Genomic DNA, 13155 nt, shown 5'->3' with positions numbered 1-13155 from the left:
GCTATTTAACGTCTGCAAACAGGCCGGGTGGCATCGCGGTCATCGGGCCGACAAGCTCCGGACCGCCAAGCTCTTTCATCAGCGCCAGCATCTTTTCGGCAGCCTGCCCGTCGACCGGACCGCGTTCCGGAATGCCCGCGATCCAATCGGCCTTGAGTTGTTCGAATTCCGCATCCGTGCTGGCGTTCATCCGGGGACGCACAGCCTCCCATGCGGCATCAGACGTGGCCAGCATATCCTTTGCCGCGCGCGTCGCTTCAAAGAAGGACTGCGCAATATCGGGGTTCTCTGCGAGGAAACTTTCCTTGACGTAATATCCCAACAGGGGCGTGTCGGTATCCAACCCCAATGCCGCTCCCGCCTCCTGAACGGAGATCAGTTCCCTCATGCCCGCCGATTTGCCCTTGGCCAGAAAGTGCCAGAAATTGATCGCCCCGGCGTAGTCATCATTAAGCGCGGATTTAAAAATCAGGGGCGGCGCGCCAAAAACCTGTTCTGTGCCGGCCTTCAGATCAAAGCCATATTGCTGTTGCGCATAGGCCTGCAGGATCAGCCATGATTTATCCAACGGCCCCCCGGCAATGCCGATCTTGCCGCCCTGCAGGTCCTGCAATGTTTCGGCGGTGCTGGTGTCAGTCACAATCAGGCCGCCCACGGCCTTGGAATAGGGGATAAAGACATAGTCCTTGCCCGCTGCCCGCTGCCGCGCCACCCATATCCAATCGGCGACAGCCATATCCGCTTCGCCGCCTTCAACCGCGATACGCGTGGCCCCGTTATCCGCAAAGGGCTGAACCTCCAGCACAAAGCCGTTCTCACGGTCGAGCTGGTTGTCGGTGATAGTCGCCAACTCCCAATTGACCGTCCCGATTTTCAGTACCGCCGCACGTATAGTGGGCAGGTCCTCGGCGAGAACCTGCCCTGCAAAACCGAAAAGGGCGCAGACAAGCGCCCCGATCAGGCGAAACCTATTCCGCACGGCGACCGGTTTCGTTGAGGTCCTTGTCCAACGTAATGTCGAACTGATCACCCCCCTTGCAGATCACATCGTCAAGCTCATAGCCATCGTCTTCGACTTCGATGTCAGCCGGGTCCATCTGGCATTCCATGGCCGCCAGCATCGCTTCGATTTTCTCGACGGTCGCGGCATCCGGCCCCTCACTGGCGAATGCCGGTGCGCTTATCAGGACTGCGGCGGTCACTGCAAAAAGCTTTTTCATGTCAGGTCTCCTCAGGGTTATTGAATCGAAAATGTGACGGATTGCGCATCACCGGTCGAGCCGGGGATACGCACGACATGACGACCCGGTTTGATGGCGATAAAGGACAGTTCCACAACCCCCGCCTTGTCAAACTCGATGCTGTCGATGGCCATGGGCCGGATTTCGATGCTGTTGATGACGATCTCGTTCATCCAGATGGCGCGAAAGAACGACGCCCCCTCGATGGCCAGTTCGGCAGAGCCATCCGCCGTGATCTGCAGCTTGTAGTAAGCGCCTGACTCCAGCGTGACATCCTCACCGAGCGGCTGACCGGAGGCCAGCGTCAGCTCGATCGTTTCGCCCCGGTTACAGGCTGCAAGCAGCCCCGCAAACCCAAGATCATCACAGAGCGGTGCTGCGACCACCGGGCTGCTCATCATTGCCACGGCTGCAGCACAAAGTAGTTTCTTCATCGTTTCTCTCCCTCGAAATTTCTGTTGACCATCACTCGATGGTCACGACGCCCCATGGCTGTTGGCCCACCTGAATGGACTTAATCGCTTTTTCGGCGGCCACATCGATCACCGTGACGTCGTTGGAATTGCCATTGGTGCTGATGAGGTACTTTTCATCCGGTGTGAAAGACAGCTGCCAGACGCGCTGACCCACAAGGATGTAATCGAGCACCTCAAGACTTTGCGCATCGACAACGGCCACACGGTTGGCAGGCCCAAGGGCCACGAAGAGACGCTTGCCGTCGGATGTGACCTTGGCGCCGACGGGCTGCAACCATTCCGGCTGAACCCCTGCCACCTCAAACGTGATCTTGCCGATGACCGTTGGCGCGCCGTCCTCTGCGATATCCATCGCCGTCACTGTGCCACCGATTTCTGAGGTCACGAAAAGCCGCGTGCCATCTGCGGTATAGGTCGCATAGCGTGGGCGCTGATCGACCAGCACGTTGTGCTTGATCTTGTAGTCTTCGGTCGAAATGAAATGCGCCATGTTGGTCGTCTCGGAGGTATTGACCACGAATTTCGCATCCGGGCTCATCCCCATGCCTTCGGGTTCCACCCCGACGGGGACTTCGGCCAGAATGGTGCGTGTCGTTGTATCCGTGACAGTGACCAGATTGTCATCTTCATTGGCGATGAAGAGCCGCTCACCATTGGGTTCAAGGATGAACAATTCCGGGTCGGGACCGGACGGCAGGCTGGGCAGTTCCTCGTAGGTCGTTGAATCGAAAACCCGCACGAGGTTGTCATCAGAAGCGCAGACATAGATGATCTTGCCATCCGGGCTGACGGTGATGCCACGCGGACGGTTGCCTGCAAAGAACTCGGTCTCAACCTCCCAGGTGTCGGTATTGAGGACAGTGATCGTGTTCCCCCGCTCGTTGGAGATGAACGCTTTGCCCGCGAGGGCCGGGGCTGCCATCAGGGCCAGAAAGGCCGTGGATAGGACCAGAGATTTCATGGGTGTCTCCTGTTATTCAAAAGCGGTGCATTGGGATTCAGGGCGATCAAGGCCCATCGTGTCGAGCGGTGAGCTTTGGTGCAAAAACCCTTCTTGTGGGCTGACGCTGACCGTGATGGTGCCGTCATATAACAGCATGGGTTGGCGCAACTGCCCGTTCCAGTCGCGAAACGTGACCCGCTGCCCCTTGAACGCCGCCAGTTCGAATTCGTCGGATTTGGCATAGTCGCGCACACCATCGGGTTCGGCCGTATTGGCGCGGGTCACTGCCTCGCCGACGACACGCAGTGCCAGCCAGACGTTATAGTCTTCGGGTTTGACATAGCGCCCGGTCAATTCCTCGAAACGGGTTTGAAACTGCGTTGCGCCATAGGCTTCATGCGCGCCGTGGAATGTTGTCGGCACAAGCCCGCCTGACCCCATGACGGGGCGCGGCGTCCAGAGGTGGTAGCTCAGGAAACGCGCAAAATAATCCGTGACATCGGCAGCGATGACCACATCATGATCCTCGGCTTCCTGCGTGAAGGTTGGCAATTGCCGCTGCACCATCACATGGCCTGAATCCGTGCGCCGTGACCCGCCGGTGTCTTCAAAGGTGCGGTCCTCGACGATCTCCGCGCCAAATTTGCGGGCCGACGCGCGGAAGGCATCGGCAAACTGCACATCCGGTGCATTGGACCCGGCGATCAGGAACCAATCCGTCCACTGTTTCCAGACCGCGAATTGCGCGACCGCATCGGCCATCATCGCATAAGACGGTGCCGTGTGCAGCAGGTTGCCCCGGCATTCGGTATCGCGCAGCGCCGTGTCTGGCGCACGCGCGTTGAACACCAACGCTCCCGCCTCGGCAGCCTTGTCCGTGAGGCGCAGCAAATCATCCATGCGCGCCTGCACCACGATCAGCCGGATACCGTCAGCGAGGATCGCATCAAGTGCTGCATCCGCCTCTTCCGGCGGGACCGCGACCTGCGTGGTTTCATAGGTATGCCCCAGAAATCCGCCGGTCGTACCATTGTCCTCATCCGCCAGCGCAGCCCCGGCAAACCCCAGATCATCCGGCTGCAGGTCATAACGACTGATCGGCAACAGCGTCGGATAGTCGATGCGCAAAACAGCTGCTTTGACATCAATCGCCTGCGCCGTGCTGACCGACATGAAAAACGCAAGAGCCGCCAAAAGCGACATGTGCAATCGTGGCACCTTAACCTCCCTTGCCCGCTTGTTATCCGGGCCTCCCTTTGTTCCTGACCTATCGCGCGGCGTGAACCGATACTTTTGGCCGGGTTGTGATAAAGAGCCTAGCAGTCGCACCATAAAGCACGACTCTTATTTTTTAAGAATGTGCCTATGCGACTGATAATTCTTGCTCTTCTGGCGGCCACCGGTGCTCAGGCACAGGAAAAAGTGGCGTTCTTTGGGCTGACCCTGCTGGATACATCCTTGCAAACAACGAACGACGGGACGGATCCTGCCGAACTGGCACGGATTGCCACACTCGAAGCAATGGTGGCCGACCGATTTACCCAAGAGGGCTACGTGCTCGTCGATATCGAACCGGCGCGTGATCAGATCGACCGGGTCGCCAATGTGGCCAAATGCTATGGGTGCGACACCCGCATCGCGGCGGACCTTGGCGCGGATTATTCGCTGGTCGGGGAGGTTCAGAAAGTCTCGGATCTCATCCTGGCCATGAACCTGCAACTACGCGCGGCAGACACCGGCGAGATGGTGAAAGGCGGTGTGGTGGATATCAGGGGCAACACCGACGACAGCTGGCAGCGCGGGATGCGGTACATCCTGAAAAACCGATTTTTTGTAGCGGAGGAATGATGAAAAAACGCAGTTTTATGTCAATGGCTCTGGCGGTCACGCTCGTGCCGGGTGTGGCGCTTGCCCATGGCCCGACGCGCCAGAAGATCACATTGACCACCGAGGTGGCGGCTGAACCGGCAGAGGTCTGGGCACGGATCGGTGATTTTCAGGACATGTCGTGGCATCCGGCAGTGCACAGCAGCACGGGCGAGAATGGCAACGAAATAGACGCCACCCGCGTGCTGTCTCTGGGGGCCGCCGACGGGCCTACGATTTCTGAAATCCTGTACAAGTACAGCGATGAAAAGATGAGCTATTCCTACCGCATCACCGATGTTCTGGTCGAGGTGCTGCCTGTCACCAATTATTCGTCCCACCTGACGGTCAAAGCCCGCGATGGAGGCGGGTCGGTGATTGAATGGCGCGGCGCATTTTACCGAGGCTATCCCAACAACGATCCGCCCGAGGACCTGAACGATGAGGCGGCAATTGCCGCTGTCTCCGCCGTTTATCAGGCGGGTCTGGATGCTTTGACGACGGCCTTCGGTGCGCCTGACTCGTAAACTGATCCTCGCGTTAATGCTTGTCGCGACCCCGGTGGCGGCAAGTGATCTCGCCTATGTCACATGCCAGAACGGGGACGCGCTGAGCGTTCTCGACCTGTCGAAAGGCGTGCAGCACCACCTGTGGGCCGTGCCGGGCAAACCAGCCGGAGTGGCGGTGGACACGGACGCCGCCTTTACGGTTGCCGCGGACAGCAAAACGGTCAGGCGACATGATCGGCTGACGGGCAAAGTCCTTGCGCAAGTCGTTCAGGATGGGGGTCCGATGGGTGTTGCCCATGACCCCCGGCGTAATCGGCTGTTCGTCTCCGATTGGTACAACGCCCGCATCTGGGTGCTGGATGCGATGGACCTGTCGGAACAGGCACAGTTGACGGTCGGCGCGGCCCCCGCCGGGTTGGCCCTGTCAGATGACGGGCGTTGGCTGGCCTCGGCGGACAGGGACGCCGATCAGGTTTCTGTTTTCGATGCCGCAACGCTTGATCTTTTGCACCGCGTGGATGTGGGCACCCGCCCTTTTGGCCTGCGCTTTGCACCTGATGGTCGCCTGTTTGTGGGCAATGTGGGCAGTAATGACGTCAGCGTGATTGACCCTGAGAATGGCGCAGCATTGGCAACGGTCGCGGTCGGCGCGCGCCCCTACGGCGTGGCTTTTGCGCAGGGTCGTGCCTTTGTGACAAATCAATACGCCGACACGCTCAGCGTCATTGACCTCGGTACGCTGCGTAAGATCGCGACACTTGAGACCGGCGAATATCCCGAGGGGATCGACACCACCCCCGATGGTCAGCGCATCGTCGTCGCCAACTGGTTTGAGAATACTGTGACAGTATTCGACGCGGATGCACTTTCTGTGGTACAACACATCGAAACCTGTGACGGCCCACGGGCCTTCGGGACATTTATTCTGGGAGGGATTGAATGAAACGTATTGGATTGACAGCAGCGCTGATGTGCTGTGTGGCGCTGCCTGCGCTGGCCAGCAACGAAGCATGGGAAGCCGTGAAGGCCCAGCTTTATGGCGAACGCTTCATGCTTGATGGGACAGGCGTCATCGCCATCGACGCTCCTTACAGAACCCCGGACGACGCGCGCACGGACCTCGCCGCACAGATCAAGGCACCGGTCGGCACGCAGTTGACAAAGGTGACGGTCGTGCTGGACGAAAACCCGATGCCTGTCTCTGCAGTGTTCGACCTTGAGACGCCGCAACCGGGCTTTTTCTTCGACATCACGATGCGCGTGAACGGTCCAACCCCCCTGCATGTGATCGCAGAAACGACGGACGGGCGGCTGTTCGTTTCAGAAACCTTCGTCAAAACCTCGGGTACGGGTGCCTGTGCCGCACCGCCTGGGACCGACCCGGAACTGGCGCTCGCAACACTTGGCGAGATGAGCATCGAGATGGCAGGCACCCTGCCCGGCGTGGGCGGCGGCAAGCTTGAAAACCTGTCTGCGCGTCTTGGGCGGATGGACGTGGATATATCGCACCCCTCACATTCCGGCATGCAGCGGGATCAGATTTCACTGCTGTTCATCCCGATGCGCTATGTGGAAAACGTCGAAATCGACCTTGACGGTGCGGGCTATGTTGATGTGACAGGGTCGATATCCCTGTCCGAAAATCCCCGCCTCGGTCTTGCCGTACCGCAAAGCACGCGTTCTGTGGATGTCACGATGACCGACACGGACGGCACTGTCGCGCATATGCGCAAGGACCTGCCTGGCTTTTGATCACTGCGTCTGGGGTTGGCCGTGGTGCGGCTCGATCCGCTCCAGCGGATAGTCCCAAAGCCCCCAGCCGTCGGTGCCTTCAGGGAACCAGTAAACCGATGTATACCCCCACTCCAGCGCACGACGGGCGGCGTTCCAGCTCATCCAGCAGTCTTCAAGACAAAACAGCACGATGGGGTGATCCGCACGCCCTTGCGTGGCTGCGTTGAGCGCATCGCGAAAATAGGCAGCCGTCACATCGGCGATCGCGCCATAGCCCACATTCGGCACCCAGATCGCACCGGGGATCGAGATGCGCGGCTTGTCCCGCCAGATGGTTCCCTCCGGCAGGTTTGCCGGTTTGGGCGGTTGCGGCATGACATCAATAAAGGCGGCCTGCCCCGACGCCCATAAGGCATGCGCCTCTTCCGGACCGACAACCGTACCGCCCTGCAGGGTCGCAGGAACGGGGCTGCGGTAGTGATCCATTCGGTAATCTGAAGGCTCGGGCACGGTTTGTGCCCCTGCGTGCTGCGCCACCGTGAGAAATGCCGCTGCCAGCAGGATTTTGATCAATTCGAGATCTCCAACACCTCAGTGCCAAGATCGGTCACAAGCGGCACACCAGCATCCACGAGCAAGCTGTTGATTTCGTCCTGATTGCGGCGGATCAGCGAATTGAGGTTACGCTGCCAGACCTTTTCGCCCAGACGAACGCCCATCGTGATCCGAAAGAAAAGACGCGGCGGTGATTGCTCGCTGATCAGCGGGATCACTTTGAAACCGGGATAGCTGGATTTGACCAGCGGCCCGCCCAATGGGCCCCACAAAACGGCGGCGTCAATTTCGCCTGCGCTGAGGTCGTCAAGCATGTCAATCGCCGGGTTCTCGACACGTCGGTCCACCACGAGATTGTAAGCTTTCGCCTTTGCAATCAGCCCGTGCCGCGCAAGATGCGCCGACGGCGGTGTGCCTGCGATAATGCCCAGTTTACGCCCTTTGAGGGCTGGATCAGCAAGCGATTTCACATCAGCCAGATCGCTGTCCTGTGGCACGATGATGGTATATACGGAGGTGAAATAGTGGTTGGTGTTCAACACCAGCTCATGGCCCTGCGCATAGCCGATGATCAGATCGCAGCGTTTGGCGTTCAATGTGTTGCGCACAAACCCGGTTGCCATCGGAAACCAGGTATACTGCACGGGAAGTTCGAGCTTGGCGCCGACAAGTTCAGCCAGCTTGTTTTCATAGCCGTCTTCATCACGGGTAGACATCGGGTAGTTTGCGGGGTCCGCACAAACGCGTAAGGCTTTGCTTGAAACCAAATCAGACGTTTGTGCGCCTGCAGACCCCGCAAGGCAGAACCCAAGGAGAAGGGTCACAACCAGGCGCTGGTATTTTTCAGCCCATGCAGGCATTTTCGTCCTCACGAATAGCATCCGATTTGGCTTCTTTCTTGGCCGGACGTCCGCGCGGCAGCGCGTCGGTTCCACGTGCCTTCAGATAGACATATATGTCGTCCAGATAACACATGACATTCCGGTTTTCCCCGAAATGCGGCATTACCGAATTTCCGTTCTGGCGACCATTCACGACCACATCGAAAAACCCTTCATATCCGAGGGTCACGGCTGCATTCTTGACAGCGGGCGCATAGGTCGATCCTTCGCCATCCGGGCCATGACAGACGTGGCATTCCGCGTGGTAGCGGCGAAAGCCCGAAAACGTCAGCCAGTCGACTGTGCCATCCTCGGTGATATTGTAGGTCGGGATATCATCAGCGTTGAAGTAGCGGCCATCCTCACTGTAGGCCGCTTCGTAAAGTGCCGGATCCACTGGCTCCTCAGCCAGGGCGGTCATTGGCAGACCTGCGGCAAGGCAGAGTGCAAAAATACGGTGTGTGGTTTTCATAAGATTTACCCGTGATCACTGGGCCAGCCACTGACTGTCGCCCGTTTGTTTTTGAAGTGGCGCGACCGTTCGGCCGCGCCATTCGTTCATGCTGGATCAAGCCACCGCTTAGTTCGGCAGAGCGAAGACAGTCAGCTGTCCACCCAGCGCGGTATAGTCGCTCAGGGCTGCATAACCGCCCACAGCACCCAGACCGTCGTTCGGGTTTGTCAGACCAGCCGCCAGACCAATACCGGCCCAACCACCGACACCGGAGAGGATACCGACGTACTGACGGCCATCATGCTCATAGGTCATGACGTTACCGATGATGCCCGATGGTGTCTTGAAGCGGTACAACTCTTCACCAGTATTGGCGCTCACCGCTTTCAGGTGACCTTCAAGCGTTCCGTAGAACACAACGTCACCGGCAGTTGCGAGAGCACCGGACCAGACCGAGAACTTCTCGGGGATGGACCACAGGATCTCACCGTTGATGTTGTCCCAGGCGATGAAGTTACCCATGCCGCCATGGCTGTCAGGTGCCGGGTACATCGACAGGGTTGCACCGACGTAGGGCTGACCAGCGGTGTAGGACACGCGGAAGGGCTCATAGTCCATGCAGACGTGGTTTGTCGGCACGTAGAACACTTCGGTGCGCGGCGAATAGGCCGCTGGCTGCTGGTCTTTGGTGCCCAGAGCCGCAGGGCAGATACCGGTGGAGTTCACGTCTTCACCGTTTTGCGCCGTTGAGTACTGAGCCACAACCTGCGGACGACCGTAGGTTTCGCTTTCGGGATCCATGTCAACACCGGAGGTCCAGTTCACGACCGGGTCGAACTTTTCAGCCACGAGCAATTCGCCCGTCACACGGTCCATCGTATAGGCCAGACCGTTGCGGTCGAACCGGGTCAACAGCTTGCGCTCTACACCGTCGATTTCCTGCTCGGTGAGAATGTTCTCGTTGACGCCGTCATAATCCCACTCGTCGTGCGGGGTCATCTGGTAGAGCCACCTTGCAACACCGGTGTCGATGTCACGCGCCATGACCGTCATGGTCCAGCGGTTGTCGCCCGGACGCTGGGCCGGGTTCCATGTCGAAGGGTTCCCTGTACCGTAGTACATCAGGTTCTCTTCAAGATCAGCCGCATACCAGCCCCATGTGGTGCCGCCACCGATCATCCACTGGTCGCCTTCCCAGCTGTTGAGGCTGGAGTTTTCACCAACGGGTTTGCCCAGATGCGTCGTGTTCACCGGATCAACCAGCATCTCATCATCCGGACCGACGGAATAGGCACGCCATTCCTTTTCACCCGTTTCCATGTTGTACGCTGTCACATGGCCGCGCACACCGAATTCACCACCGGAAATCCCGACGATGACCTTGTCCTTGACGGGCAGAACGGTTGCGGTGTTCGTCTCGCCGATGGCAGGATCACCATTTACGACGGACCATTCAACAGCGCCGGTTTCAGCGTTGAGCGCGACAACGGTTGTATCCGCCTGATGCAGGAAGATCTTGTTATCGGCATAAGCCACACCGCGATAAACGGTGTCACAGCACATCACCGGAATGACGTCCGGGTCCTGCTTTGGCTCATACTTCCAGATGATCTTGCCCTCGTTGGCAAGGTCCAGCGCGTAGACGATGTTTGGAAATGGCGTGTGCACGTACATCACATCACCAATCACCAGAGGCGAACCCTCATGGCCCCGCAGAACACCCGTCGAGAATGTCCATGCAACCTGCAGATCGCCGACGTTTTCTTCGTTGATCTGGTCAAGTGCAGAGTAGCGTTGGTTTTTGTAGTCACCCGTCTGAATGGCCCATTGCTTGGAATCACTCATTTGCGTGACCAGGTCGTCATTTGCAAAAGCCATACTGGCCGCGCAAAGAGCGATCCCAGAAGTCAAAAGCGATAGCTTTCTCATCTAAATTACCTCCCTAGAATGCGGCAGGATTGCCGCTGGAATGATACACCTGACCAAGGAACGGACAGGGTACCGGGTTATTCCTGTGGAGTAGGTCTGTCCCACGCCACAGGAAATTCGTTGTCTTACGACCCCCCTGCCGGGAAAGACGCAAGATATGCGATTACGTTCATGCGGTCTTCTTCCTTGCGCAATCCGGCAAAGGCCATCTTGGTGCCCTTCGCGTAGTTGCGTGGTTTTTCAAGGAAGCCGGACAGCTCCTCAGGTGTCCATGTCTTGCCCTCGGCTGCCATCGCCATCAGCACATCCGAATATTTGAAATCGGGATTGCCAGCGACAGCGGCGTCAACGATGCCATTCAGGGCGGGGCCAATCTTGTTCTCGGCGCCCTCACCAACGGCATGACAGGCTTTGCACTTGCGAAATACCTTTTCACCAGCCGCTGCATCGCCCGTGATATGCCCATCCGCAAAGCCAGCGGCAGGCAGTGCCATGAGGCAGGCGACGGATAGAAATTTCTTTAGCATATAGTACCTTCCTTGGTTTCACCTTGGTCGAACAGTCAGTGTAGTCGCTCCGCGTGCCATGATACATGATCCCGCGCAAAACTGTTCACGAAGAAATACGAATGATCATAGCCGCTTTGCATCCGGAGCTGTCCGGGTTGACGCCGACGCGCCATCATGTCTGCCAGCGCTTCGGGTTTGAGCAGGTCGAGGAACTGATCGGCAGCCCCCTGATCCACCAGCAAATCACCCTTCCAGCCGTGTTCTTCCAGCAAGAGCGTGGCATCATGATCCGCCCAGTTGCTTTCGTCGTCCCCCAGATAGGCGCTGAGTTGTTTGCGGCCCCAGTCAGACTGCGTCGGATTGGCGATGGGCGCAAATGCAGACAGGGAATCAAACAGGCCTGCGTTGCGAATGGCGATCGTGATCGCACCATGCCCGCCCATGGAATGGCCGGTGATGCCGTGTTTGTCCTGCACCGGCAGATTATCCACGATGATCGAGCGCAATTCGCTCACGATGTAATCATACATGCGATAGTTGGTCTTCCAGGGGTCCCGCGTCGCATTGACATAAAACCCGGCCCCCTGGCCAAGGTCATAGGCCTCGTCATCACTGACACCCGCACCGCGCGGCGACGTATCCGGAAAGATGACCGCCAAACCGTTTTTGGCCGCGTGTTCCTGAAAACCGCCCTTGGTCATCGCGTTTTCATGGGTGCAGGTCAGACCGCTGAGATACCACAAAACCGGGACAGGTCCATCCTGCGCCTGAGGCGGCAGGTAGGCCGCGAATGTCATCTCGCAGCCGCACGTGTTCGACGGGTGCTTGAAGACCTGCTGGCTGCCGCCAAAACTCCGGTTTTCTGATATCAGCTCCATCTCTGCTCTCAAAACTCCACGACGGCTCTGATTGATTTTCCCTGGTGCATGAGGTCGAAGCCGTGGTTGATTTCGTCCAGGCTGAGTTTGTGGGTGATCATGGGGTCGATCTCGATCTTGCCGTCCATGTACCAGTCCACGATTTTCGGCACATCCGTGCGCCCCTTGGCCCCGCCGAAGGCCGTGCCGCGCCAGACCCGGCCCGTCACCAGTTGGAAGGGCCGCGTCGCAATCTCCGCACCCGCGGGGGCCACGCCGATGATGATGCTCTCGCCCCAGCCCTTGTGCGCAGCCTCCAGAGCGGTGCGCATCACGTTCACATTGCCCGTGGCGTCAAAGGTGTAGTCACAGCCCCCACCCGACAGTTCGACCAGATGCGCGACCATGTCGCCCTCGACCTTGCTGGGGTTGACGAAATCCGTCATGCCGAAATGGCGCGCCATTTTTTCCTTGTCGTCGTTGAGATCGACGCCGATGATCTGATCCGCGCCCGCCATGCGCAGCCCCTGGATCACATTGAGACCGATGCCACCGAGGCCAAACACGGCGGCCGTTGACCCAATCTCAACCTTTGCCGTGTTAATGACGGCACCGATGCCGGTGGTCACGCCGCACCCGATGTAGCAGATCTTGTCGAAGGGCGCGTCCTTGCGCACCTTGGCCAGCGCGATTTCGGGCACAACCGTGTGGTTGGCAAAGGTCGAACAGCCCATGTAATGGTGAATGGGCGTGCCATCCAGCATCGAAAACCGGGTTGAGCCATCAGGCAACAGCCCCGCGCCCTGCGTGGCACGCACCTTCTGGCAGAGGTTGGTCTTGGGGTTCAGGCAGTAGTCGCATTCGCGACACTCCGGCGTGTAAAGCGGGATCACGTGATCGCCCACTTCAAGGCTGGTCACCCCCTCGCCCACCTCGATGACAACGCCCGCGCCCTCATGGCCGAGGATTGCCGGGAAGATACCTTCGGGGTCATCGCCCGAGCGCGTGAACTCATCCGTATGACACAGACCCGTCGCCTTGATCTCGACCAGAACCTCTCCGGCGCGCGGGCCATCAAGATTGACCTCCATCACCTCAAGAGGCTGCCCAGCCGCAACCGCAACCGCCGCTCGCGTTCTCATCATAATCGTCTCCCAAAGGTGCAGCACATTGGCATGCTACCGTACTCCACCAGAGTATG

At 58.6% G+C, this 13155-nt stretch carries 16 protein-coding genes; 4 read left to right on the top strand and 12 right to left on the bottom strand.

All coding sequences use genetic code 11. The features are described 5' to 3' along the window. Position 1 precedes the first annotated feature (1 nt). From RD1_RS04150 to RD1_RS04130, 5 genes are read right to left on the bottom strand one after another with little or no spacing between them, the layout of a single operon-like run. Positions 2-961 carry an ABC transporter substrate-binding protein gene (locus RD1_RS04150; protein ID WP_044033342.1) on the bottom strand — a complete coding sequence of 320 codons (960 nt, stop codon included), beginning with the start codon at positions 959-961 and terminating at the stop codon, positions 2-4. Between the two features lie 7 nt (positions 962-968). Then, the gene (locus RD1_RS04145; protein ID WP_011567191.1) at positions 969-1220 is read right to left on the bottom strand and encodes a PepSY domain-containing protein; all 252 of its coding nucleotides are present in this window, start codon (positions 1218-1220) and stop codon (positions 969-971) included. Positions 1221-1237: 17 nt separating this feature from the next. Continuing rightward, positions 1238-1675: a hypothetical protein gene (locus RD1_RS04140; protein ID WP_011567190.1), complete on the bottom strand. Its 438-nt coding sequence runs from the start codon at positions 1673-1675 to the stop codon at positions 1238-1240. A gap of 31 nt (positions 1676-1706) precedes the next feature. Next, on the bottom strand, positions 1707-2678 hold the full coding sequence (locus RD1_RS04135; protein ID WP_011567189.1) for a PQQ-dependent catabolism-associated beta-propeller protein: 972 nt from the start codon (positions 2676-2678) through the stop codon (positions 1707-1709). 12 nt (positions 2679-2690) lie between these two features. After that, positions 2691-3863 (bottom strand): ABC transporter substrate-binding protein, encoded by a 1173-nt coding sequence (locus tag RD1_RS04130; protein ID WP_011567188.1) that lies wholly within the window; start codon positions 3861-3863, stop codon positions 2691-2693. Positions 3864-4025: 162 nt separating this feature from the next. On the opposite strand from RD1_RS04130, the gene RD1_RS04125 reads away from it, so the two are divergent. Genes RD1_RS04125 through RD1_RS04110 form a run of 4 tightly spaced genes read left to right on the top strand, consistent with a single transcriptional unit; the run spans position 4026 to position 6787 of the window. After that, entirely contained in the window at positions 4026-4508 is a 483-nt protein-coding gene (locus tag RD1_RS04125) for a DUF3280 domain-containing protein (protein ID WP_011567187.1), read from the top strand. Further along, positions 4508-5053: an SRPBCC family protein gene (locus RD1_RS04120; RefSeq protein ID WP_011567186.1), complete on the top strand. Its 546-nt coding sequence runs from the start codon at positions 4508-4510 to the stop codon at positions 5051-5053. The genes RD1_RS04125 and RD1_RS04120 overlap by 1 nt, the downstream gene beginning before the upstream one ends. A 16-nt stretch (positions 5054-5069) precedes the next feature. Beyond that, complete coding sequence (locus RD1_RS04115; protein WP_050759054.1) at positions 5070-5978, top strand: YncE family protein; 909 nt, start codon at positions 5070-5072, stop codon at positions 5976-5978. Further along, positions 5975-6787 (top strand): quinoprotein dehydrogenase-associated SoxYZ-like carrier, encoded by an 813-nt coding sequence (locus RD1_RS04110; RefSeq protein ID WP_011567184.1) that lies wholly within the window; start codon positions 5975-5977, stop codon positions 6785-6787. Before RD1_RS04115 ends, RD1_RS04110 begins: the two co-directional genes overlap by 4 nt. On the opposite strand, the gene RD1_RS04105 is transcribed toward RD1_RS04110, so the two are convergent. The 7 genes from RD1_RS04105 to RD1_RS04075 all read right to left on the bottom strand — a co-directional run bounded on the left by RD1_RS04105 (position 6788) and on the right by RD1_RS04075 (position 13096). Beyond that, positions 6788-7255 (bottom strand): PQQ-dependent catabolism-associated CXXCW motif protein, encoded by a 468-nt coding sequence (locus tag RD1_RS04105; RefSeq protein WP_245897356.1) that lies wholly within the window; start codon positions 7253-7255, stop codon positions 6788-6790. It lies immediately after the preceding gene. Between the two features lie 83 nt (positions 7256-7338). Next, on the bottom strand, positions 7339-8184 hold the full coding sequence (locus RD1_RS04100; RefSeq protein ID WP_011567182.1) for a substrate-binding domain-containing protein: 846 nt from the start codon (positions 8182-8184) through the stop codon (positions 7339-7341). Then, positions 8168-8677, bottom strand: coding sequence for a c-type cytochrome, methanol metabolism-related (locus RD1_RS04095; protein WP_011567181.1), 510 nt, complete (start codon positions 8675-8677; stop codon positions 8168-8170). Before RD1_RS04095 ends, RD1_RS04100 begins: the two co-directional genes overlap by 17 nt. A 108-nt stretch (positions 8678-8785) precedes the next feature. Then, positions 8786-10588, bottom strand: a complete 1803-nt coding sequence (locus RD1_RS04090; protein WP_011567180.1) for a methanol/ethanol family PQQ-dependent dehydrogenase — start codon at positions 10586-10588, stop codon at positions 8786-8788. A gap of 125 nt (positions 10589-10713) precedes the next feature. Continuing rightward, a complete protein-coding gene (locus RD1_RS04085; protein ID WP_011567179.1) occupies positions 10714-11115 on the bottom strand; it encodes a c-type cytochrome in 402 nt (133 codons plus the stop codon). Between the two features lie 35 nt (positions 11116-11150). Next, positions 11151-11975, bottom strand: a complete 825-nt coding sequence (fghA, locus tag RD1_RS04080) for an S-formylglutathione hydrolase (RefSeq protein ID WP_011567178.1) — start codon at positions 11973-11975, stop codon at positions 11151-11153. Positions 11976-11983: 8 nt separating this feature from the next. Beyond that, complete coding sequence (locus RD1_RS04075) at positions 11984-13096, bottom strand: S-(hydroxymethyl)glutathione dehydrogenase/class III alcohol dehydrogenase (RefSeq protein ID WP_011567177.1); 1113 nt, start codon at positions 13094-13096, stop codon at positions 11984-11986. Positions 13097-13155 lie beyond the last annotated feature (59 nt).

Origin of the sequence: Roseobacter denitrificans OCh 114, from assembly GCF_000014045.1 — a bacterium.
Taxonomy (GTDB): domain Bacteria; phylum Pseudomonadota; class Alphaproteobacteria; order Rhodobacterales; family Rhodobacteraceae; genus Roseobacter; species Roseobacter denitrificans.
The sequence above is the reverse complement of the archived record's forward strand: the minus strand, read 5'-3'. Positions and strand labels throughout refer to the sequence as shown.

What these genes read in the sequence shown, in the direction of transcription:
- RD1_RS04130 (WP_011567188.1), bottom strand. Translation starts at nt 3,863, where the DNA reads ATGTCGCTTTTGGCGGCTCTTGCGTTTTTCATGTCGGTCAGCACGGCG.
- RD1_RS04100 (WP_011567182.1), bottom strand. Translation starts at nt 8,184, where the DNA reads ATGCCTGCATGGGCTGAAAAATACCAGCGCCTGGTTGTGACCCTTCTC.
- RD1_RS04140 (WP_011567190.1), bottom strand. Translation starts at nt 1,675, where the DNA reads ATGAAGAAACTACTTTGTGCTGCAGCCGTGGCAATGATGAGCAGCCCG.
- RD1_RS04120 (WP_011567186.1), top strand. Translation starts at nt 4,508, where the DNA reads ATGAAAAAACGCAGTTTTATGTCAATGGCTCTGGCGGTCACGCTCGTG.
- RD1_RS04135 (WP_011567189.1), bottom strand. Translation starts at nt 2,678, where the DNA reads ATGAAATCTCTGGTCCTATCCACGGCCTTTCTGGCCCTGATGGCAGCC.
- RD1_RS04115 (WP_050759054.1), top strand. Translation starts at nt 5,070, where the DNA reads ATGCTTGTCGCGACCCCGGTGGCGGCAAGTGATCTCGCCTATGTCACA.
- RD1_RS04145 (WP_011567191.1), bottom strand. Translation starts at nt 1,220, where the DNA reads ATGAAAAAGCTTTTTGCAGTGACCGCCGCAGTCCTGATAAGCGCACCG.
- fghA (WP_011567178.1), bottom strand. Translation starts at nt 11,975, where the DNA reads ATGGAGCTGATATCAGAAAACCGGAGTTTTGGCGGCAGCCAGCAGGTC.
- RD1_RS04125 (WP_011567187.1), top strand. Translation starts at nt 4,026, where the DNA reads ATGCGACTGATAATTCTTGCTCTTCTGGCGGCCACCGGTGCTCAGGCA.
- RD1_RS04090 (WP_011567180.1), bottom strand. Translation starts at nt 10,588, where the DNA reads ATGAGAAAGCTATCGCTTTTGACTTCTGGGATCGCTCTTTGCGCGGCC.
- RD1_RS04085 (WP_011567179.1), bottom strand. Translation starts at nt 11,115, where the DNA reads ATGCTAAAGAAATTTCTATCCGTCGCCTGCCTCATGGCACTGCCTGCC.
- RD1_RS04075 (WP_011567177.1), bottom strand. Translation starts at nt 13,096, where the DNA reads ATGAGAACGCGAGCGGCGGTTGCGGTTGCGGCTGGGCAGCCTCTTGAG.
- RD1_RS04105 (WP_245897356.1), bottom strand. Translation starts at nt 7,255, where the DNA reads ATGGATCACTACCGCAGCCCCGTTCCTGCGACCCTGCAGGGCGGTACG.
- RD1_RS04110 (WP_011567184.1), top strand. Translation starts at nt 5,975, where the DNA reads ATGAAACGTATTGGATTGACAGCAGCGCTGATGTGCTGTGTGGCGCTG.
- RD1_RS04095 (WP_011567181.1), bottom strand. Translation starts at nt 8,677, where the DNA reads ATGAAAACCACACACCGTATTTTTGCACTCTGCCTTGCCGCAGGTCTG.